Source organism: Coleofasciculus sp. A1-SPW-01, from assembly GCF_040217205.1.
Taxonomy (GTDB): Bacteria; Cyanobacteriota; Cyanobacteriia; order Cyanobacteriales; family Coleofasciculaceae; genus Coleofasciculus; species Coleofasciculus chthonoplastes_A.
Genome location: NZ_JAVJNP010000130.1, coordinates 44,082 through 64,308, shown reverse-complemented (window position 1 = coordinate 64,308; position 20,227 = coordinate 44,082). Strand labels below are relative to the sequence as shown.

16 protein-coding genes are annotated in these 20,227 nt (G+C 44.8%); 9 read left to right on the top strand and 7 right to left on the bottom strand.

The features are described from left to right. Window positions 1-161: 161 nt before the first annotated feature. The 3 genes from RH949_RS20620 to RH949_RS20610 all read right to left on the bottom strand — a co-directional run bounded on the left by RH949_RS20620 (window position 162) and on the right by RH949_RS20610 (window position 4,254). Window positions 162-1,508 carry a protein kinase domain-containing protein gene (locus RH949_RS20620; protein ID WP_446355777.1) on the bottom strand — a complete coding sequence of 449 codons (1,347 nt, stop codon included), beginning with the start codon at window positions 1,506-1,508 and terminating at the stop codon, window positions 162-164. A 136-nt stretch (window positions 1,509-1,644) separates the two neighbouring features. Then, entirely contained in the window at window positions 1,645-2,418 is a 774-nt protein-coding gene (gene hisA / locus RH949_RS20615; protein WP_446355788.1) for a 1-(5-phosphoribosyl)-5-[(5-phosphoribosylamino)methylideneamino]imidazole-4-carboxamide isomerase, read from the bottom strand. Between the two features lie 156 nt (window positions 2,419-2,574). After that, entirely contained in the window at window positions 2,575-4,254 is a 1,680-nt protein-coding gene (locus RH949_RS20610) for a transglutaminase domain-containing protein (protein ID WP_446355775.1), read from the bottom strand. A 203-nt stretch (window positions 4,255-4,457) separates the two neighbouring features. On the opposite strand from RH949_RS20610, the gene RH949_RS20605 reads away from it, so the two are divergent. The 9 genes from RH949_RS20605 (at window position 4,458) to mutL (ending at window position 16,761) form a co-directional block, all read left to right on the top strand. After that, window positions 4,458-5,255, top strand: coding sequence for a DUF928 domain-containing protein (locus tag RH949_RS20605; RefSeq protein WP_044206274.1), 798 nt, complete (start codon window positions 4,458-4,460; stop codon window positions 5,253-5,255). A gap of 675 nt (window positions 5,256-5,930) precedes the next feature. After that, window positions 5,931-6,719 (top strand): DUF928 domain-containing protein, encoded by a 789-nt coding sequence (locus RH949_RS20600; RefSeq protein ID WP_446355772.1) that lies wholly within the window; start codon window positions 5,931-5,933, stop codon window positions 6,717-6,719. A 237-nt stretch (window positions 6,720-6,956) separates the two neighbouring features. Then, entirely contained in the window at window positions 6,957-7,790 is an 834-nt protein-coding gene (locus RH949_RS20595) for a DUF928 domain-containing protein (RefSeq protein ID WP_446355770.1), read from the top strand. 16 nt (window positions 7,791-7,806) lie between these two features. Next, window positions 7,807-8,625 (top strand): DUF928 domain-containing protein, encoded by an 819-nt coding sequence (locus tag RH949_RS20590; protein WP_446355768.1) that lies wholly within the window; start codon window positions 7,807-7,809, stop codon window positions 8,623-8,625. Window positions 8,626-9,016: 391 nt separating this feature from the next. Next, window positions 9,017-9,628 carry a hypothetical protein gene (locus RH949_RS20585; protein WP_006100083.1) on the top strand — a complete coding sequence of 204 codons (612 nt, stop codon included), beginning with the start codon at window positions 9,017-9,019 and terminating at the stop codon, window positions 9,626-9,628. A 201-nt stretch (window positions 9,629-9,829) separates the two neighbouring features. Beyond that, on the top strand, window positions 9,830-12,547 hold the full coding sequence (locus RH949_RS20580; protein ID WP_446355766.1) for an OmpA family protein: 2,718 nt from the start codon (window positions 9,830-9,832) through the stop codon (window positions 12,545-12,547). A 157-nt stretch (window positions 12,548-12,704) separates the two neighbouring features. Further along, on the top strand, window positions 12,705-13,211 hold the full coding sequence (locus RH949_RS20575; RefSeq protein ID WP_044206278.1) for a Rab family GTPase: 507 nt from the start codon (window positions 12,705-12,707) through the stop codon (window positions 13,209-13,211). A 7-nt stretch (window positions 13,212-13,218) separates the two neighbouring features. Next, a complete protein-coding gene (locus RH949_RS20570; protein ID WP_446355763.1) occupies window positions 13,219-14,733 on the top strand; it encodes a PAS domain-containing sensor histidine kinase in 1,515 nt (504 codons plus the stop codon). A gap of 300 nt (window positions 14,734-15,033) precedes the next feature. Next, window positions 15,034-16,761 (top strand): DNA mismatch repair endonuclease MutL, encoded by a 1,728-nt coding sequence (mutL, locus tag RH949_RS20565; protein WP_446355761.1) that lies wholly within the window; start codon window positions 15,034-15,036, stop codon window positions 16,759-16,761. Window positions 16,762-17,296: 535 nt separating this feature from the next. Here mutL and RH949_RS20560 read toward each other — a convergent pair. From RH949_RS20560 to RH949_RS20545, 4 genes are all read right to left on the bottom strand, one after another. Beyond that, on the bottom strand, window positions 17,297-17,893 hold the full coding sequence (locus RH949_RS20560; RefSeq protein WP_006100161.1) for a Uma2 family endonuclease: 597 nt from the start codon (window positions 17,891-17,893) through the stop codon (window positions 17,297-17,299). A 94-nt stretch (window positions 17,894-17,987) separates the two neighbouring features. After that, window positions 17,988-18,797, bottom strand: a complete 810-nt coding sequence (locus RH949_RS20555) for a hypothetical protein (protein ID WP_446355758.1) — start codon at window positions 18,795-18,797, stop codon at window positions 17,988-17,990. After that, entirely contained in the window at window positions 18,751-19,884 is a 1,134-nt protein-coding gene (locus RH949_RS20550) for an AAA family ATPase (RefSeq protein ID WP_044206280.1), read from the bottom strand. Before RH949_RS20550 ends, RH949_RS20555 begins: the two co-directional genes overlap by 47 nt. Before the next feature lie 25 nt (window positions 19,885-19,909). Beyond that, window positions 19,910-20,152 (bottom strand): hypothetical protein, encoded by a 243-nt coding sequence (locus RH949_RS20545; RefSeq protein ID WP_446355756.1) that lies wholly within the window; start codon window positions 20,150-20,152, stop codon window positions 19,910-19,912. Between the last annotated feature and the right edge of the window lie 75 nt (window positions 20,153-20,227).

Sequence of the window (20,227 nt, the reverse complement as noted above, 5' to 3'; positions counted from 1 at the left end):
TCACCCCAATATGAGTATTCCACCGGACAAGAAATCCAACAAACCTTTCACCCCCATCAGCCAACCCCCTCTGCGTACCTCTGCGTTCCCCTCTGCGTACCTCTGCGTTAAAAAAACATAACTTGTATCAAACCCACTTAATTAAAAATCCACCTAATAACTTATAATTCACCTTCCAAAGCCCGTTTAAAACTAGCAGCACTCTTAAAATAGATCCGAGGGTGATCAGTAAGCGCCAAATCAATCACCTCCGCTAGTCCCTTGGGAATTTCAGCATCTCGTTGGCGAATAGGTATAGGCTTAGTTTGCAAGACAACCCAGAATGGGTCTTGATTGCCAAAATCACGAGGTAATCTACCCGTTAACATATAGTACAAACACGCCGCTATTGCCCAAACATCAACATCGGGTTTACTATATTTAAAATCAATAACCTGTTGTCGAGGCATAAAAGCCGGACTCCCCGCATATTGACCACTGCGAGACAACCCACTCAATCCTGCCAAATCAAACGCCTTAGCCAATCCATAATCAGCAACTTTGGCAAGACGCCCTAATCCCAGATTGGCAAGAAAGATATTTCCCGGTTTCAGATCCCGGTGTATTAATCCCTGCACTTTAATGTTACTATTATCAGGACTCTGGATAGTGTGGGCATAGTCTAACCCATCCAAGACTTGCAGTGTAATCGACATCGCTTCATTGACCGACAATTTGCCGCCGCGTTGCTGCATTAAATCCAGAACACTGCCACCATTACAATAATCCATGGTAAAAAAAAAGGAATCCTGGTCGTAACCAAGTTCCCGGAGTTTAACGATATTAGGGTGTTGTAAGGCTTTGGTTTTGTCAACCTCCATCAGGAATTGCCTGATCGCATCACTGGGACGCCTGTTGTGCGATCGCATGATTTTGAGGGCGACTAATTCCTCAGTTTGGTCATGATGGGCTAAATAGACGGTTCCTAATCCCCCTTGACCTAATCGTTTCAGCGTTGTGTAGCCACGAATCTTAGGTAGATAAGAGTCACACCCTAACGTCGTCGAAGCGCTTTTTAAGCCACTTTCACGGGGTAAGAGAGGTTTCTCACTGGGATCAACACCAATTGTTTGTGATTCAGAGGAGTTAACGTCACTGTGGTTTACCCCTTCAATTTTGACGCGCAGTCGGGTATGGCGAAGCTTGATTTCGTCGCCATTCTTTAAGTCGTACTCTGGAAACTGTATCCTAGCCCCTTCGGTTGGCGTTTGATATCGATGGCGTTTGCCAATAATTTTACCATTAACATAAGTGCCGTGGAGACTACCGAAGTCACGAATACGGATATCAGGAGGATTGATATCCAGCAAACAGTGATAGCGCGAGATAGTCTTGTGATACCGATCATTAGGGAGTCGGGGATTGCAATCTTTGGCGCGACCTAGAATACAAGTCGTGCGATCGCAAAATTCAAAGTTCTCACCTTTGAGACTTCCTGTGATGACTGTAAGGATAACTTTGGCAGACATCTGGGATCATTTATTGAGGAGTCAGGGTTCAGTTAGGAAAAAATGGTTTCTCCTGATCTATTGTTTCCTATTTGCCCTAGTAACCGCCACCTTTACGCTTAGTTCCCGATTCCCCGTTCCTGGTTCCCTGTTCCCTTCAAGCCAATGAAGACGATCCCAAGTCGGGGGGAATATCCTGAAGACGCCCTTGTCCCACCGCTTGAATCGCTTCTTTGAGGGAAACATCGCCCGTATACAGGGCGCGACCCACGATCGCACCAATCACGCCTAGGGGTTCCAACGCCAGTAAACTTAATAAGTCTGTAATCGAACTGACACCCCCAGACGCAATCACCGGAATCGAGACATGGCTGGCTAATTCTCGCAAGGCGTCGCGATTGGGTCCAGTGAGTGTACCATCCCGGTGAATGTCTGTATAAATAATTGCCGATACACCCAAATTAGCCATTTGCTGTGCCAATTGAGTGGCGGTAATTTCTGAGGTTTCCAACCATCCCCGTGTGGCTACCTGACCATTTCGCGCATCGATACCAACAATAATGCGATCGGGAAACTCAGAACACAGGTGTTCGACTAAAGGATGATCTTCAACCGCCGCTGTTCCCAGAATCGCATACTGAACCCCAAGAGAAAGCAGTTGACTAACTCCTTCCTTGTCGCGCAATCCGCCCCCAACTTCTACGGGAACCGATACCGCTTGGACAATGGCTTCGATGGTCTTGGTATTAACAGGGTGTCCCGCTTTCGCCCCATCTAGATCCACCAGATGTAACCGACTCGCCCCTTGGTCTACCCATTGTTTCGCCACCTCCACCGGGTTTTCACTATAAACTTGCGATCGCGCGTAGTCGCCTTGGTATAACCGTACACAGCGACCGTCGAGTAAATCAATAGCTGGAATAACGTTCATATTCGTCATTTGTCATTTGTCATTTGTCATTTGTAGAAAAACAGGGTATCAAAACCATGTCCTTGAGTGCAGCGAAGGTTCAGTCGGGGCGGGTTTAGTCACATTTGGATGAACCCAAAACGATAATAGTGAAACCCGCCCCTACATTCGGAAAAACTATTCCCCCGGAGGCGGTAATTCTTCGAGAATTTTGAACCGGACATGATTAATCGCTAGATCCCCAATAGAAACCTCTTCCTTGTTAACTGGAACACCTTTACTGGTCAGGGTTTCAAACGTAATTCCTTTACCAATTTCTACATGATACCAAGCCAATCCCATAAAAAATCGAGTGGGGTAAGGTCCACCTTCGCGGGTGTCATCGGGATTAGATTCCATGGGAACCCAACCAAATCCTGGTAAGTAAAATTCCATCCAAACATGATTAAAATCAGGTTGTAAGGGAATGTCTCGTTGATCGGGATGGGCGGGACATTTGTAACGACCAACGGTACGACAAGCAATTCCACTGAGACGGGATAGGGCTAATAAGACGCCGAGATACTCCCCACAGGAACCAATTCCTCGCGCTAACACCACATCGGGGGTATCGATATGGGGCTTGATTCCGTAAGCGAGTTGGTCATAGACGTAATTGCGAATACTATACATTTGTCGCAATAAATTTGTTTCTCGACCCGCAGCGTCAAGGGCGGCGCGGCGGATGATTTCGGTATCCATGGCTAACTCGTCATCATCTACCAAATAGCGGGATTTGTATTCAAGTGGCAATTCTGGCGTATTTTCTAAATCTCTGGGCGTAATCCGATATTTGATACTCCAAACTTCTAGAAGCGCCTTCCAGCCAAATAAATGCCGTTCTCCGGGGGCGAGGGCATCAAATTTAAACACCGCCACCCGCTGATTGCCTTGGATTTCTTCGGTGAAGGGAATCCCAACGGCTTCAATGGCGCGGATTTTTTGGCGTGCGGTTTCTGAGGGTAAGGCGATGCGCCATTCTATGTCCTGCAAGGCTACATCATCTAAAGGGGACAGTTCCTCGACATAAGACATTTCAATTAAATAGCCATTGGAGAGAGCATAGCGTTCCTCGGCATTGTAGTGAAAAGACAGGGGATGAATAAACGTGCGATCGCGATACTGTAGTTCGTGGTTGGGTTGAGCGTTAGGATTATCGCGGATGTAGGGTTCTTCGCTTGCATAGGCGACATAGAGAATCTCCTGATTTGTTTGCGGGTTTCGGTAGAAGGTTAAACCCGTGGGATTCTCAAAAGGAGTCAAGACGCTGAAGATAATGTTTCCGGTGGCGCGATCGAGACAATACACAGTCTGTTCTTCCTGATCCGAGAGCCAAAGTTCCTCATCCCGCACCGTAATGTTCTCCATGCCAATTCCTGGGGCATATAAGCGGGTAATCTCCTGCCCGGTATCCCGACTGTAAATCAGAATATACCCCATTTTTTGACAGGTGATATAGACCGTCGAGTCCTTGAGTGCAACACCATTGGCGGTGTAGGGTAATGTCAGGAAATGCTGAAGCTGAAGATCGCCGTTGAGTTGGCAATAGTATACACTTTCTTTCCGCGTCAACCACAGCGTATCCCCCACGACGGCTAAACCCGTCGCATCGGTAAAATCGAGATCCGGCGAGGAATTCAAAATTTTGGTATCGTCAGTTTGGGGGTTGATTTGCAACAGATAGCCACTCGTGGCATCGATGGCAATCAATTTTTCTCCCCAAAAAGCAATACCCTGTAGGGCAGCCGCCCCAATCGGTCGAATGGTGTGGAACGATTTCAATTTAGGTGACACAGAGGAATCAGGATTAGGAATCATGATCAGTCTATATCAAGATTTAGATTTCAGCGTCGCCATCTATACTCAGGTGGTGTCAATACCCTTCTCATTTAGGCGGATGATCCGGGTGTGCATCTGCAATATTTTAAATGTGCGATCGCACTTTTGAACATTGGTTGTTCTTGGGTAGCCGTTTTCATTCAATAATTTTATTGACAAAAACAGTTTTGTATGTATTTATTATGAAACTCATCCGTTTTTTTCCACACAAACTAGCCATAACCGCTTTAGTAACATTGCTTTTAATCGTGGGGTTGAGCCTGAAAGAGCCAGTTCGGGTACAAGCGCAGTTAAGCAATGCCTCGATCAGTTCTCAGTTACCCGATCAATGGGAATCCGCGCCACTGCCTAATTCTGGTGATTCAGGTCTACAAGATAGCAGCAATTTACCGTTTGCGGGTTGCCTCAGCAGTTATCCCATTGCCTTAGTCCCGGCGTCTGGTATGGGACAAACACTGGCGGAGTATCCCACCATCTTTTGGTATCTACCCCGGACAAGGGCTTGGGGCATGGAGTTTAAGTTAACAGATCGTGATAGTCAGGAAATTTACTCGACCAAGTATGCCTTTGCCCGTGGCACCTCAAACGATTATCAGGGACAAGATGACCAATTGGTTGTTGGCACGCCCGGTATACTCAGTTTAACCATACCGAGATTAACGGGTAGCTCTCTGCCACTGAAAGAGGATCAGAAGTATGACTGGACTGTAAAAATAATCTGTAACCCCAATGATCCATCCGGTGATGTTTATCTGGCAGGCACAATCCGGCGAGTGTCAATTGACCCTACTCTAAGCCGTCGCCTACAGCAAGCACCACCTGAGGAGCGTGTGGTACTTTACGCAAAGGAACGACTGTGGTATGAAGCATTAGGGACGTTGGTGAAACTCCAGCGCGATCGCCCGAATGATCCGGCTGTGATTGCGGCTTGGGACAAACTACTAAAGTCTGTCGGGTTAGATATAATTCTACTCGGCTAAGCACTAATTTCTGTTCCCCCTGCTTCTAGTGCAAGAAGGCAGAAATAACGAAACAGTAAACATCTCCCCCGCTTCCCCGCTCCTCCGCTTGGACAAAGCTGCTCAAGTATTTCCAAGGGCGCTGCACTAGGCGAACCATAGCAAGTCTGGAACATTGGATGCCCAGTTTCTCTAGTCCTTACCGCCTTGGAGGACAAGGGCAATTACCCATCTCACAGGAATTCATGTATTTCACTCAAGTGAGAATAGCTATATCTTTACAAAAGATTTAAATTTTCAGGCGATAGAAGCATGGAAATCAGGAATTGGCTTTAAGAGTGATGAAGATTTAGATAAGAGTGGAAACAACGTTCCGGGATTACCCATGTCTAACGTTAAAATATTAACAACTTAAGACAATGGTACTGATATAACCAGGGGTCGTAGTCAGACCAAAAGTGGGCTAGCATGATTTGCAGCGTTTACGACAAACTCTTAATTCAGCAACATTTCCCTTAAGGTAGATGCTTGCCTGAGCCAAAAAGGTGATTATGTCTGACAGAAACTAACCTGGGTCTGGAACCTTGGCTTCTGCTCTAACATCTATATACTAAAGACTCGGTTCTACGAGCATATATCTGAATTATGGCTTGTTTCACCCGCTTATCACACCTAACATTCTTAACAATAGCTTTGATGCTAGGACTAGCCACCAAGCTAGTCGCTCAAGTGCCAACCCCGGTTAGGACTACCTCTCTGGGTGCTGAACTACCGACTCAGTGGGAATTCAAAACTCCAGAAGGTTCAACGCAAAAGCCGATTCCCGCGAATCGAGAAGCTGGTGGAACGCGGGGTCCAGAGAATTGTACGCCGAATAATCAATCACTAATTGCCCTAGTTCCAGAATCATTGATCGGCAAAACCCTACAGGAATATCCCAAATTCTTCTGGTATATGCCATCAACAACAGCATCGGCAGTCGAGTTTGTACTGAACAATGTTAATGATGAAGAAATTTACCGGGTTCAGTATTCCTTGGATCAGTCGGCGACAGGGGAAACACAGATGCCGAGAATTATGAGTCTAGCGATTCCTCCCTCTGCTAATCTTGCTCCCCTGAAAGCGAATCAGCTCTATTACTGGCGATTAGCATTGATTTGCGATCCCCTGGATCGTTCAGCAGATATGGTTGTGGGTGGTGGGATTAAGCGAGTGGAACCGAGTCTAACGCTAAAAATGCGGACTCAACAGGCAACACCTCAAGAACGAGTGGCACTCTATGCCCAGGAATTGCTCTGGTATGACACGTTAGACACCTTGGTAGAACTCCATCAGGATTTTCCCAATGATCGCAACGTGCAAACCGCGTGGAACAAGTTATTGCACTCAGTTGGCTTACAAAGTCTTTCTGAGCAATTAAATCCAGACAGGAGTGCAACCTTAAGAGAATCGTTGTCTAACTCAGGAGCTAGTTCTGTTGAATAAAACAACCAATACAAAGATAGGGAAAAACTAACATAAAGATTCAGATAAAATTGCAATCCCAGGTTTCAGTTCACTCCCTATCTCAAGCTAGAATAGAACTATTCAGGCAAATTATTCGGCGAGAACCCTGAAAATTATGCAATTATCATCCCTCTTGTAGGAAGGTTAAGTATCTGCTCAGACAGATTTTTCCAAAAACTTTGAAAGACTCTGATTAAGAAGGAGTTCTAAATTATTATGGCTTGGTTTACCCATTCATCCCGTTTTACAGTCGCTTTAGCGCTAACCCTAGGACTTGTGGCTAATGTTCCCGCTGGGGTACAAGCACAGTTAGGAGGTTCACCCCTCAGCCGTGATATCCCCACAGAATGGGAATTCACGCCGCCAGACAGTCAAGGTCCAGCGATTCCAGGTAATAGAGAAGGTGGTGGTACAAGAGGACCTTGTATTGCAAACCCTAAACCCGGTCAAGTTCCGATCGCATTGGTTCCTGAGTCTGGTGTTGGCAAAACCATCGCTGAGTATCCTACTCTCTCTTGGTATCTACCGAAAAACACAGCTTGGGGAGTAGAGTTGACGGTGCGTAATGGCAAGGGTAAGGAAATTTATTCGACGAAGTATGCTTTCGCCCATTACACCGGACAAGATTCTCAGGGAGATGACAAACAATATGTTGTCGGTGCTCCCGGTATTATGAGCTTAACGTTGCCTAACTTAGAAAGTAGTGTCCTTCCTCCAGAGACTGATCAGACATATAAGTGGACGTTAAGACTGATTTGTAATACTCAAGAACCATCCGGTGATGTATATGTCGATGGTGCGTTCGAGCGCGTGGAACCTGATCCCAATCTGGTACGCCGCATCCAACAAGCAACGCCGGAACAGCGAGTGGCTATCTACGCCAGTGAGCGACTTTGGTATGAAACGTTGAATACCTTAGTGGAACTACGTCGCGATCGCCCCAATGATCAGGGTTTGAAGGCGGCGTGGAGCCAATTGCTCCGTTCAGTCGAACTCGAGCAAATTGTCGAAGAACCAGTAGCTCAGGGTGGCAGAACCAATCCGAATTAATCACTGAGTCACTGTCATGGTACATAAGCGACGTCCTTTTTATCGATTTTCTTTGGCTGTTGGGGTCAAACTGGCGCTATTTGCCGCAGGCTTTGCCCTGATCCACAGCCCCCAAATTCTCCAGGCTCAGGGAATCCCCCAAACCTGGACAACTAACAAATATGAACCGCCAAGGGGAATCGGCTCGGCGAACCGTGTCGAAGGAGGAGCAACCCGAAGTGCTGGAGTTAATTGCCCTGTTGTCGGTAAACCGTTAACGGCTTTAATGCCAAGCGATCGCTTTGGTACAACGGTTGCGGCTTATCCCAGCTTTTTTGTCTACCTACCAGCCTCACCCGATCCCAGTACACCCTTACCTGTGGAGTTTGTTCTGGAGGATAGCGAGGGAAATCTCGTTTATCAAAGCCAATTCCGTACCAATGGCAAGTCAGGAATCATCACATTAAATCTACCCCAGGATGTTAGCTTGTCACCCTTGGCGGTGGGTGAGGATTATCGTTGGACGTTCTCGATTCTCTGTCCGCCTGAGGACGAACGCTCTAATGATCTGGTGGTTGAAGGATGGGTAAGACGGGTAGCGATCGCTCCTACCCTAGAAACTCAGTTAGCGCAGGCATCACCGACAAAAAAAGTGGAACTCTATGCTGAGGCACAACTGTGGCAAGATACTCTAGCACAGCTTGTTGAACTGCGCCGCAATTATCCGAGTGATTCGGAGGTGGCGAATCAGTGGGTCAACCTTTTGAACGCGGCGGGACTTAGCAATCTGGTGGGTGAGTCACTCGCATCCCAGAATACACCTGTTGATGTACCCTTATCGTCGGTACAACCATAATCCTGGGAAGCACTACAACCTCTAAGAGAGGGGGGAATTCCCCGAATCGGTTAATACAATAACCTAATCTATTGTATCCGTTACCTGTAGGGACACGACATATCGTGTCCCTACAATTCATATAAAGCCTAATTTGTCAACTTTTTCTAGGGAACTTGGTAATCTCAGAAAACTATGGTTAAACTCGATAAAAATAGGGACGGCAATAAATAAGACAGTGCATCAATCCAACAACTGACTCGGTGGGAAAGACTCTAACTTGAAAGATTCTGACTTATCTTTTAGCGCCAACAGCAGTGTTATAGTAGTGTCACCCCCCGATCGGAGGATATTTACCACCAACCTATCAAGTTGAGCCAACCAGACGTTTAACCCAGTGAGAGGGAAAAGTATGGCAGAAATCAGTAAAGAACAAATGCGCGAGCGCCTAGGCAATATTGACCAGATCCGAGATATCATCTTCGGCGCTCAACTCCGAGAGTACGATAGCCGAATTGACAAAATTGAATCGAACCTGGCATTGATGCAGCAAGAAATGCGCGATCGCATCGAGCAAACCAAGACTGTTTATGCGACAGAGCTACGAGCCGCTGTAGATTCCCTGGAGAAAAAACTGAAGTCGCTGAATATGACAGTTCAAAACGACAATTCGGAGATTCGGCAAACCATCGATATGGTCAACAAAAAGTTTTCCGGAAATCTGGAATCCCTGGATAATAGTTTAGAAAAACAAACCAATAATTTGCATAACGAACTCTCAGAAACTCGCGAAAAACTCCAAGAGGATATTAGAAGCCTGAGATCGTATGTTTTTGAAGAACTCGAACGGCGCTTTTCTCTGATTAATGATGGTAAAGTTGCTAAAGATGATATGGCAGACATTTTGTTTGAATTGGGATTAAGAATTAAAGGAACAGAGTTTGCGCCTGAGCTGAAAGAAGCAGCAGGTAGTGATGTGGATGTTGATGTTCGGCTTTTAGAAGCAGGTCCCCTTTCGCAGTAAAATAAGGGATGATAGATAAATTGTTGTCATTCACTCAAGTGGCTGGTTATTAGTCCTAACGTTCAGCAAAATGTTGGCTCAAAGCTAGCAATGTAGTGGATGTCCTAGATGAATAGGATTAGAATTGGGTCAAATGCCAACTTTGACTCAATTTGGCATTTACAAACTCGGTGCCGATATAGAACAAGGCAGGATCAAATTATGGCTTTACCAGGAAAAAAGGGATCTGCCATATCCCAGCTAGAGGACTTGCTGGATTTATTGATGGATTTACAAGATCCTAACTCGACTGAAGCCACCACAACAGGAATGTCTTCCGCCAAGGAGAAAGGGGAAACTCAGGGTGAACCCCATACCGATCAGTTAAAACAACAGGGAGTAGAAAAAGATGAAGCAATAGAGGAAGCAGAGGAAGTAGGGGAAGCAGAGGAAGCAGAGGAAGTAGGGGAAGCAGAGGAAGTAGGGGAAGCAGAGGAAGTAGGGGAAGTAGGGGAAGCAGGGGAAGCAGGGGAAGCAGAGGAAGATGGAATTATAGCCGATTCGAGTAGTCTGGAGGATAAATCACCCCCCCAGAATTCAACACCTTCTCAAGAGCAGGAGCAAGGTTGGGAGAGAGATATTTCAGATTCCGTGAAAAGTCAGGCTAATCTAGAGGAATCACAAAACCCTACAGATAATTTCGCTGCAAAGGAGACTCAAACAGCAGTAAAAAATTTATCAAATGGGGAAACTGAATCATTATTTGACCATTCAACGCCTGAACTATCCTCCGCTGAAAAGTTGAACTCATTGAATCAATCTCAGATTAACCCAACCTCACCTGAAAACGTGTCTGAACAATCTACCGAATCCAGCAACCCTTTAATTTCTGATCAACTTTTGACCGCACTAGAAGAGTTGAATCAATCACCATTAGAGTCAACCGAAAATGGACTATACTCATCCCAGTTAAGCGAATCGGATCAGTCAAAACCTGAGGAATTTGAACAGTCAGCCGCATCCTCATATCAGCTTCAACATATACCTGAAAACCAGAGCCAGGAATCCCTCGCCACTTATGATGCAAATATTGAGGATGAATTTGAACGATTGCAAAAATTACTCCTAACACCCGATATCCTCGATTCGCAAGAAGGCATTGAACTGCTCAAAGAAAAATTTTCCTCTTTAGAAAGTCAAATTTATGATCCGAGTAATTTAATTAAATTAATGCTGCCATTAATTACTCAAATTTTAAGCATGAAAATTGCTGAAGCTAGAGAAGAAATGGCAAGTGCGATCGCGCCGATTGTGGATGAGATGATTGAGGCGAAAACCAAAGAAGATAAAGAGGGGATCTGTTCCGCCTTAGCACCGATTATTCCCTCTGCCGTTAACTATCAAATCCTCAGCAACCCCGGTGAATTTGCCCGCGCCATTGCCCCGGAAATGAGCGCGGCGATTAAAGAACAAATAGAGATTGAACGGGATGCCATGGTAGACGCCCTTTATCCAGTCATGGGCGGGACATTCTATAAATATTTGTCTGAAGCGATGCGGGCGATTGATCAAAAATTGGAAAACTCCCTAAGTCCGGAGGGAATTGCTCGCAAAATTCGGGCGAAAAGTCAGGGAATCTCTGAGGCAGAACTCATATTTAAAGAGTCGATGCCCTTTAGCATCCAAGCAATGTTTCTGATTCATAAAGCATCAGGATTAGTGATTGCTGAAGTTCAACCCTTTGGCAAACAACAATTAGAGTCAGATATGGTGGCGGGGATGCTGACCGCCATTCGCAGTTTTGTCAATGATTGTATTATGCAATCCGGTGAAATCTCAGAACTGGATCGCATCGAATACGGACATTGTGACATTCTCTTAGAAGTCGCTGGGTACTGTTATCTGGCTGTGGTGACACAAGGCGATCCGCCGAAGTCATTTATCGACAAAATACGCGAGGCTTTGGGTACTATCGTTCTTCGCCATGGGAAGGCGATCGAATCATTTGATGGCGATCCGGATAATGTACCGGAACAAATCCCGTCTCTTCTGAATTCATTAACCATCGTTAATCCCAAATCCGAAACGTCGCCGCGTAAAGTACCTGTCGCCTTGTTAAGCTTTTGCGCCGCCGTATTGGGTCTAATTTTTATTCCTTGGGGTTTTCATCTGCATCGTAGTGGTGTCAATCAGCAGTTTGAGGAAAAAACCGCCGTGGCTTTGGCATCTGATCCCGAACTTGCCGTCTATCGGTTAAATGTCGAGGCACAAGGCGATACGATTACCCTATCCGGCAAATTACCGAATCAATATCTCGTCGAAAAAGCGGGACAAATTGCCCAAACGACTATACCGAATGGTGAGATAGATAATGATATCATTGCCATCAAGGTTCCCCCCGATCCCGTCGAAGTCGCCGCCGAGGTTGAGCGTGTCACCGCGATTCTCAATCAAACCGAACGTTTGGCAATTTGGACGAATTTTCAGGACGGTCAAGTTACCGTAGAAGGCAGTGTAATTCAGGTCAAAGATGCCCAGAAAATTACCGAGGCTTTAGAAGAAATTCCGGGAGTGGACTCGGTAACCAACACCGTGCAACTGCAACCTCTCGCCTTAGCCTCTCGCATCTACTTCGATCTCAATTCCGCCGACTTAAAAGCGTCAGAACAAGCCAAAATGGACGCCTTGACTGCATTCCTCGCCGATTACCCCAACCAATCCCTGCGAGTCATTGGTCATAGTGATCCCAGTGGTACACCCTTAGAAAATCAGGAATTAGCCCTGGAACGGGCAAAAGCCGTAGCTGAGTTACTGGTGCGTCAAGGGATTGATGCGAGACGCTTAGAAGTGTCCGGAACCACCAAACCCCCCACAGGCGTGTATGCGGATGAACCCCATCAATACAGCCGATTCGTCGAATTTGAGGCGATCGCACGTTAACAGCATAAGTAGTCGGACATAATTAAAGTTAAACGACAAGGGAACCGGGAACACCTCGACTTCGCTCGGTGTGTCACAGGGAACAGTAAGAAGGATTACCATGAACCAATGACCAATGACCAATGACCAATGACCAATGACCAATGACCAATGACCAATGGCTAAAATATCCAAGAAAATTTGTCTCGTCGGTGACTTTGGCGTGGGCAAAACCAGCCTAATTCGCCGCTTCGTCGAACGCCAGTTTAGCGATCAGTATCTGTCCACCGTCGGTGTGAAGATTTCTCGAAAAACCCTAGAATCCGTAAATTTACAGTTGCTCATCTGGGACTTGGAGGGACATACTAAATTTAAATCTATCGCTCCCAGTTACTTACAGGGGGCGAGTGGTGTCATCGTCGTGGCTGATGTCAGCCGCCTGGAAACCGTTGAGCGATTAGATGAACACGTTAACCTGTTTCTATCGGTTAATCCTAAAGGCAAAATAGCCATTGCCTTAAATAAATCGGATTTAGTCGAACCGGAAAAACTGAACCAACTGATTCAAATTTTTCAGGATAAAGATTTAAATCCCGAAGCCGGACTTTATCAAACCTCAGCGAAAACAGGTGCTTATGTCGATGAAATTTTTCAACAACTTGCTGATCAGATATTAAAGGCTTAGGATTTTTATGCCGTCCCGCTTAAAACTATTAGCACCCGATTACGAGTATCTAACCCTTGATCACGAGTTACTCGTTCAAGACTTGTCTGACGGTGTTCCTAATTTTGCGGAATCTCCTCAAGATTTAAAATTAGGCGAAGATGTCCGCTTAGCCTTTCCGGAATTAGTCGGTATGGAAGGGATAATGATGGACATTTTAGCAGGACGGCAGATAAGTTTTCAGTTAGCAGGAATTGTTCGAGCTGATCAGCATCACACAGATCAAGCGCCTGATTCTCCTTTTTATTTTGATTTACATATTTGTCACCATCAAGATGAGAATGAAAATTATTTAATCCTTTTATTTAAGGACGTCACCGAATGGATGATGTTACAGCAAAAATTAATTCAAAAATCAAATGAAACTAATCTATTATTAAGTGCGCTAACTCATTCTAAAAATTATATTGATAAAATTATCAGTTCAATGGCTGATGCCCTATTAGTCACTACAGCTTCAGGAGACATCAAAACGGCAAACCGTGCCGCACAAACTCTATTTGGATACAAGATAGACGAATTAGTGGGACAACCGATAAGCAAAATCATTAAAAATCAAGAATTTTTAAATAACTTAAATCATTTATCACCGGATAGTTCGACATTTCAGGACATCGAATTAAATTGCCTGACTAAACAGGGTGAAACCGTCGCTGTAGCGTTTTCTTGTTCGGCTCTGATAACTGATCTAGAAGGTTCACTCAATTTCGTCTATGTCGGTCGAGATTTGATCCAGCGTAAACTTTTGGAAGCAGAAATGCTTCAGGCACTAGAGCGAGAAAAAGAACTTACGGAACTAAAATCTCGCTTTATTTCCATGACGAGTCATGAATTCCGGGTTCCGTTAACGGCGGTTTATTCCTCGACCGAATTACTGGAACAGTATAGTAGTAATTGGGCGGAGGAGAAAAAGCTCAAACACTTTAATCGAATTAAAGACTCAGTGAACCGCATGACAACCCTGTTAGATGATGTGTTGATTGTCAACAAAGCGGAATCAGGTAAGCTGGAGTTTAATCCTCAACCCTTAAATTTAAACCAGTTGTGCCAGGATTTAGTCGAAGACATTGAACTGGGTATCGGTAAGCAGCATGAAATCAGTTGGATTAATTCAGGTATGGCGAGCAAGGCTTGCATGGATGAAAAACTCCTGCGGCATATTTTGACCAATTTGCTGACAAATGCGGTAAAGTATTCACCACTAGGTTCTACCGTGCAGTTTAACTGTCACTGTCGAGAACAGGAGGTTATTTTTGAAATTAAAGACCAAGGGATTGGCATTCCTCCAGAGGATCAAAAGCGACTTTTTGAGTCCTTTCATCGGGCTAAAAATGTGGGCAATATTCAGGGGACAGGATTAGGTTTATCCATTGTCAAAAAATCGGTTGATTTACACGGGGGTAAATTGGCGGTTCACAGTGAAGTGGGTGTGGGTACAACGTTTAAAGTCACGTTACCTCTGAACACAGATTACACAGATTGAATGACATTCTCTAGGACATCGGTCAAGAAACCCCCTTTTTGCCTTGGCGACTAGAAGTCGCAGCTACACAAACAAAGTCCGCCTGCGCGGACTAGATTATAAAGGGGGTGGCTAACCCGGATTTGGTATCACAGCCCCACCGCTACCGTAAATCCGTGAAATCAGTGTGACTAACCTGTGACACCCCACCGCTACTGTTTCAATAAATCTGTGAAATCAGTGTTTACAGGGCTGGTGTTGAGAAAACGTTATCATCAACAGCGAAACGCAAGCGTCTAAACCCGCCCCTACTTCACCACTATGACTGGTTCTATTCAAACCCTACCGACGGAGGTTGTTAACTTAATTGCGGCTGGCGAGGTGATTGATTCCTTAGCCGCTGTAGTACGAGAATTGGTGGAAAATGCTTTGGATGCGGGGGCGACGCGCATCGCTGTGGCTGTATGGTTTGATTTGTGGCGCGTGCGTGTGGCAGATAATGGCACGGGTATGGACTTGACAGATTTACAAAAAGCTGCATCGGCACACAGTACCAGCAAAATTAAAAGTCGCGATGATTTATACAAGATTACCAGTTTGGGATTTCGCGGTGAAGCTTTGCATAGTATTGCAGCGTTAGCCGAATTAGAAATATGCAGCCGACAGACAGGTTTTGAGGGATGGCGCTGTACGTATAATACGCAGGGAGAAGCAGAAGAAACAGAAGCGGTTGCGATCGCGCCAGGTACAGTGGTGACTGTCTCGAATCTATTTGGCAAGTGGCGTCTGCGTCGTCAGGGATTACCGTCGAGGAGTCAACAACAACGCATAATCCAAGCCACGATACAGAATATAGCCCTTTGCCATCCATCGGTGACTTGGCAAGTTCAGCAAAGCGATCGCTCCTGGTTTACAATTAGTCCGGGTAAAACGACTCAACAGATCATCCCACAACTTCTCAAACAGGTTCGGGTGCATGATTTGCAGCAATTAACCCTAGATGTTCCTACACCAGAGGAGGGGAGTGCAGGGGAGATAAGGGAGTTTACTTACAACTCAACCCCAAAGACGCGCCATGGCGCGTCTCTACATTTAGTGTTAGGATTACCCGATCGCTGTCACCGTCGCCGCCCAGATTGGGTTAAAGTGGCGACGAATGGGCGGTTAGTGCGATCGCCAGAATTGGAACAAACGATTCTCACCGCCATGGCGAAAACCTTACCGCGCGATCGCTATCCAATTTGTTTTATTCACCTACAAATTTGCCCCAGTCAAATTGATTGGAATCGTCATCCCGCCAAAGCCGAAATTTATCTGCATTCCCTTTCCTATTGGCAAGAACAAATTAGCCAAGCCATTGAACAAGCCCTGCGGATTGGGGCGGAAAATTTCGACACCGCCTCTCAATCCCATCGCGTCGGCAAATTACTGACAGCTTCGGCAAAAAAGGGAGTTTATCACCTGGATGAATCACCAAAACAGGAGCGTAATCCTTCCGATATTGGCTTAATTGAATTAAAAGCCGTTGCCCAGGTGCGTAACATGTATATTCTGGCAGAACATGATACAGGAATGTGGTTAATTGAGCAGCATATTGCCCATGAACGAGTCTTGTACGAACAACTGTGCGATCGCTGGCAACTGGTTCCCCTAGAACCCCCCGTGATTCTCAACTATTTAACCCCCGTTCAACTCGAACAACTGCAACGGATTGGCTTAGAAATAGAACCCTTTGGCGATCAACTGTGGGCAGTTCGCAACGCACCCGCCCTACTGCATCAGCGAGACGATTGTGCTGATGCCCTATTAGAACTCAGTTTAGGTGGAGACTTACAAAACGCACAAGTTGCCACAGCTTGTCGCAGTGCAATTCGCAATGGCACACCCTTAACTTTAGAGCAGATGCAGACATTATTAAATCAATGGAAAATGACCCGCCATCCCCGCACCTGTCCCCATGGGCGTCCGATTTACTTACCCCTAGAAGAATCAGCGCTGGCTCGTTTCTTTCGTCGTCATTGGGTGATTGGCAAAAGCCATGGCATTTAACGTTTGTAGTTGCGCTGTCTTCGCCATAATCGTATCGCTAGAGTAGTTAACTTAAGCTGTTCGGCATTTAAACCTTAATGTCAATAATGGTGAAATCCTTGTAGTGAGAGCATCTTGCTCGCTACTAATACCCAATTTAAATGCATGACAGCTTAAGCCCTGAACTAAAGTTAGGGCTAAAAGCGAAAACCCGTTAAAACGGGTTCAATTTTCTGGGCGCGTTGAGGGTTGATTTGTAAGCCATAGCGCAATTTCATAACCGTGATTACGGAAACCGCAATGTCATAATAAATCCGGGTTAGCTACCCCCCTTATAAGCCAGTCCGCGCAGGCGGACTTTGTTTGTGTAGCAGCGATTTCAATCGCCGTGGCAAAAGGGGGTAATATAGCAACCGCCATAGCGGTTAGGACACATCATTTTGTTCCAGACGTTGCATGCAACGTCTCTACAACAGTTCGTTTGTCCTAATCGATGTATATACTTCCAGTCATTATTTCCGCAAACGTGTCAATATTCAATATATTAACCCGGAAATTACGACTGTCGTATCCCATTAATAAACGCCATTCTCGCCTCAACTATATCAGACATTAACACACAGCGCACCAGCAACTCTAAATCCAAGTTTGGTAGAAACTCACTGCGCTCAACTTGCTCATAGTCATTTTGCCGAAAACGGTAGATTAAAATCTTATTCTTTTGCCAAAACCAAACTTCAGGAATTTGAAACCGCTTGTACTTTTTGAGTTTATCTGTTCCGCCACTGGTGAGAGCCACTTCAATTGCCAGATCAGGATGCTCTTTTTTTGTACCAATATAGTAAGACTCATCGGGAGCAAAGGAAGCACCTTTTGTTTCAGCTTCACGAGTTGCATTCCCAATCGGGATAAATCGAATACCCTTTTCAAATAAATAGGCTTCTATGAGAATCGCTATAAATTTTTTAATCATTTCATGGTCTTCACCTGTAGTCATGAACTCCACACACCCATCAAAATACGTTAATTTTAATCCAGGAACATCTTGCATCACGGCTTGAATTGCCTTGAATTGCTGCCAATTATAACGACCAGGTAAGATAAAGTACTGGTCGTTAACTGGGTTTTGTTGTTCTGTAAGTTGTATGGTCATAGTAAATTTAAAATTTTCGGGATAGTATACGAATGCGACTGTATTGAAAAATATATTTAGTAACAATTAAGCTAATCAATACAAGTTTCAGTGTCTATTGAATTAGAGCGGGTAATCGTTGCTCAAGTTCACCGATATAGTCTAGCAAACCTGTATAAACACCTCTTTCGCGCAGAAGTTCTAAGTCTGTATCTTCCCAACACTGTTGTTCGCGTCTCATCTCTCCATTCGTTAGCTGTTCAACTATAACTTTCGGATTTCTAATTCGACCAGGTTCTTTCAGTGAAGTAGAGCGTAATCTGTGAGATTCGGTACAAGGATCAAAAGTTAATCGGGTTTTTATTGCTTCTAAAATTTGTCTTTCCTTTTGATTCAAGGGAACAAATCCATTCAAAACCCATGCTTCACGTTTTGGATTCGCTGTACCAATAATAATTTCTAATAAAGGTTGTCGATTAACCTGTTCTAAGCGTGCTTGCTCAAGCCCCTGGCGGCGCTCGGGTTGATTATCTAAATCACGGATAAAGAGAATTGCCTTAATCTGTCGCGTTCTTTGGAGGAAACGAACCAAATTTAGGACTTTTACAGATATTGCCCCATCAGCTTTTAACGGTTCACCCTTTCTATCATGACCCAGAAATCTTGGCGGTTTAAATCTCAGTTGTTCTTTTGCTTCGTCAATAATTTTACCAATATCGCTCCAGCAGGAATGTTGTGTTCCATTCTGTAATCCACTCCACCGGAAAAAGTACTGAAGATTATCCTCATCTAACCAATCTACTTTCTCGACCAGAACACGCTCAGCTAATTTTGTAGCCGTTCGTGCATCTGCACCACTTTCCACAATAACAATAAACTCAATCACTTCCTTCTCCTGCAACAACCCAATCTTCGCCCTCAGCATCCCAAAACTCACCCGTTGTTAACGTTTGTTTTGCCCATTCCACATCAGGATGTTCATCTAACCGCTTGGAGACGGTGAAGCCGGAATCGGTATTATTTAAAACATGTACTTGAGCAGGAACTAGTTCATCAATAATATAGGGAGAGTGAGTCGAAAAGATAATTTGCAGATTTGAGTTGTCTTGAATAATTTCCTGAAAAACAGTCATCAATTCTCGTTGGGCTTTGGGATGGAGTCCCTGTTCAATATCATCGAGTAAAACCAAATTGGGTTGATTAGGATTCATTAGCACAGCCAGCAATCCTAGGGTAAGTATCGTTCCTTCGCTAACAGAATGAGCTGGTATACGCTCACCACTATTCATATCGAGTACAACTTCTTGTCCGGTAAGTTCTTGAGTTTCTTCATAAGGAATAAATTTACCATTGACTTCGAGGGAACGCTGGCGATTGACGACAACCTTTGCTCGCTTGACGCCTACCTTGCGTATACCGGGTACGATTTGCCTTAACCTTTCCTCTAAAGCTTGAAAGTTATCTGGATTCTCATTACGCAGAAAGTCTAGAGTCGGTGCTAGTCCTGAACCATCGTACTCAACTCGCGGTGTAATGTCATCACTGTACGCTGCTTTGGCAAGATTACTGGCTACTAGCTTAAGATAAACTGTATGTCTTAGAGATTGAGGAATAGGATATGCCGAGTCTTTTAGTGAGCTTTGCCATCCCTCACAGTTATCGAGTTTGCCATCTACTTTCCACGATGCCTTTGGATGCCAATGATCAGGTTTTTCTTGTGTCCAGCTATAGGATGCTTGCCAATCTTGCCGCTTGTCATATCCCCAAAAACCGCTGGCAGTAACCGACATATTGTTTTTGCCTGTTGTTGTAATAAATTGAGGTGATCTTTCATACTGGAAGATATATTTAAATTCTGAGCCAGCCAATCGACTGAGATAATGCAATGCTTGCAGTACTGATGTTTTTCCAGCACTGTTTTGTCCGACGATGGCATGTAAACGGGAACGATCAAAGCTAAGTTGTGTAGATTGATGGCTTTTAAAATTATGGAGTTCTAACTTTACTAACATTGGCTATATATCTACAATAGTTGGATTAGCCACGGGATTTTGACCACTCGTTTTCTCTAACACTACGCACCCAAGCCGTACTATTAGCTAAATCTTGACGCTCTCGCCACATCCCAATGAATGGATCGTTGATTAAATCAACATTTTTTGTTTGAGAGGCAAGTTCAGTTTCCCTATATTTTTTTAAAAAAGCGATGAAGTTTAGAACTTGGCGTTGTGCTTCAGTTGGCAGGGACAAAAAATCATTCAACAACTCTTCCTGTGTCATGGTGATACCTCGTTAAAACTATACTGTATTTAAAACTATACTGTATTTTTAGTCTACTAACTTGAAAACCGCTGT

Coding starts and splice junctions, on each gene's coding strand:
- RH949_RS20620 (WP_446355777.1), bottom strand. CDS start 1,508: ATGTCTGCCAAAGTTATCCTTACAGTCATCACAGGAAGTCTCAAAGGT.
- hisA (WP_446355788.1), bottom strand. CDS start 2,418: ATGAACGTTATTCCAGCTATTGATTTACTCGACGGTCGCTGTGTACGG.
- RH949_RS20610 (WP_446355775.1), bottom strand. CDS start 4,254: ATGATTCCTAATCCTGATTCCTCTGTGTCACCTAAATTGAAATCGTTC.
- RH949_RS20605 (WP_044206274.1), top strand. CDS start 4,458: ATGAAACTCATCCGTTTTTTTCCACACAAACTAGCCATAACCGCTTTA.
- RH949_RS20600 (WP_446355772.1), top strand. CDS start 5,931: ATGCTAGGACTAGCCACCAAGCTAGTCGCTCAAGTGCCAACCCCGGTT.
- RH949_RS20595 (WP_446355770.1), top strand. CDS start 6,957: ATGGCTTGGTTTACCCATTCATCCCGTTTTACAGTCGCTTTAGCGCTA.
- RH949_RS20590 (WP_446355768.1), top strand. CDS start 7,807: ATGGTACATAAGCGACGTCCTTTTTATCGATTTTCTTTGGCTGTTGGG.
- RH949_RS20585 (WP_006100083.1), top strand. CDS start 9,017: ATGGCAGAAATCAGTAAAGAACAAATGCGCGAGCGCCTAGGCAATATT.
- RH949_RS20580 (WP_446355766.1), top strand. CDS start 9,830: ATGGCTTTACCAGGAAAAAAGGGATCTGCCATATCCCAGCTAGAGGAC.
- RH949_RS20575 (WP_044206278.1), top strand. CDS start 12,705: ATGGCTAAAATATCCAAGAAAATTTGTCTCGTCGGTGACTTTGGCGTG.
- RH949_RS20570 (WP_446355763.1), top strand. CDS start 13,219: ATGCCGTCCCGCTTAAAACTATTAGCACCCGATTACGAGTATCTAACC.
- mutL (WP_446355761.1), top strand. CDS start 15,034: ATGACTGGTTCTATTCAAACCCTACCGACGGAGGTTGTTAACTTAATT.
- RH949_RS20560 (WP_006100161.1), bottom strand. CDS start 17,893: ATGACCATACAACTTACAGAACAACAAAACCCAGTTAACGACCAGTAC.
- RH949_RS20555 (WP_446355758.1), bottom strand. CDS start 18,797: ATGCTGAGGGCGAAGATTGGGTTGTTGCAGGAGAAGGAAGTGATTGAG.
- RH949_RS20550 (WP_044206280.1), bottom strand. CDS start 19,884: ATGTTAGTAAAGTTAGAACTCCATAATTTTAAAAGCCATCAATCTACA.
- RH949_RS20545 (WP_446355756.1), bottom strand. CDS start 20,152: ATGACACAGGAAGAGTTGTTGAATGATTTTTTGTCCCTGCCAACTGAA.